Below are 1164 nucleotides of genomic sequence, written 5' to 3' on the forward strand. Positions count from 1 at the left end.
TCACCCCGTGCGGCGAGCGCCGCCACGGACGACAGCAGCCGCTCGGCCGCACCCGCGCGGTCCTTCCACCAGCCGTCCGGCACGCTGCCGACCACGTTCGCCGCGTCGACCACGACGTGCGGGTCGGTCTCCATCGCGGCACGCAGCGCCGGCCACGAGGCACCGAAGCCCGGGTGCAGCGGCAGCGCGTCGACCTCGGCGACGGGCACCCACGACAGCGCGAGGCTCTCGCGGTCGGCGATCACCGGCTCGAACGGGGTCCGGGCGCGTCCGACGACGGTCGTGTAGGTCCAGAACCCGAGGTCGAGCACGGCGGCGTGCCGGAGGTCGATGCCGTCCTCGGGCACCCCTGCCTCCTCCGCGGACTCCCGGAGCGCCGCGGTGACGGCGTCCTCGTCCTGGTGCCGAGCTCCGCCGGGGATGCCCCACGTGCCGCCGTGGTGGCTCCACTCGACGCGGTGCTGCAGGAGCACGCGTCCGGCGCCGTCGTCGACGAGCAGGCCGGCCGCACCGAACCGCCCCCAGGCCTTCGTGCCGTCCGGTCCGACGGCCCACGCGTCGCCGGGGTCGCGGGGTCCGGGCGGCGGTCCGGGAGGGGTCACGTCAGGCACCCGTCAACACTGGCACACCGCACCCCCGGTGTGCCCGGAGGAGGTCGTCGGACGTCGTGTACGGTGTCGTCCGAGACACGGGGTGCCGCACCGAGCGGCTGAGATCACACCCGTCGAACCTGCTCGAGCTCGTACTCGCGAAGGGATCGTCCATGCACACCGCTGCGCCCGTACCCGGATCCGCCGGCACCCCGTCCCCGGACTGGCCTGCCCGCACCGCCACGCTGCTCGAGGAGGTGCGCGCCCGCAGCCCCCTGGTGCAGTGCATCACGAACACGGTGGTGCAGAACGTCACGGCGAACGTCCTGCTCGCCCTCGGCGCCTCCGCCGCGATGGTCGACGTCACCACCGAGGCCGGTCCGTTCGCCCGGGTGGCCGACGCGCTGCTCGTGAACACCGGTACGCCCCACCCCGAGCCGCGTGCGGCGTCGGTCGAGGCCGCCACCGCGGCGGTCGACGCCCGTACCCCGTGGGTCCTGGACCCCGTCGCGGTCGGCTCGCTCCCGGTCCGCACCGCCCTCGCCCACGACCTGCAGCAGCGCGTCCGCGAGAC

Annotated in this window: 2 protein-coding genes and 1 riboswitch; of the genes, one reads left to right on the forward strand and one right to left on the reverse strand. The window is 75.3% G+C overall.

From position 1 onward, the window contains the following. The coding region (locus tag D8M35_RS16125) for an NUDIX domain-containing protein (RefSeq protein WP_148113419.1) at window positions 1-611 on the reverse strand (611 nt) is incomplete at its 3' end. A gap of 68 nt (window positions 612-679) precedes the next feature. After that, window positions 680-775, forward strand: a riboswitch (TPP riboswitch). On the opposite strand from D8M35_RS16125, the gene D8M35_RS16130 reads away from it, so the two are divergent. After that, on the forward strand, window positions 764-1164 hold a 401-nt coding region (locus tag D8M35_RS16130), incomplete at its 3' end, for a hydroxyethylthiazole kinase (RefSeq protein ID WP_174234771.1). Its footprint overlaps the riboswitch before it by 12 nt.

This window comes from Curtobacterium sp. HSID17257, assembly GCF_003989515.1.
In the GTDB taxonomy this organism is placed as follows: Bacteria; Actinomycetota; Actinomycetes; order Actinomycetales; family Microbacteriaceae; genus Curtobacterium.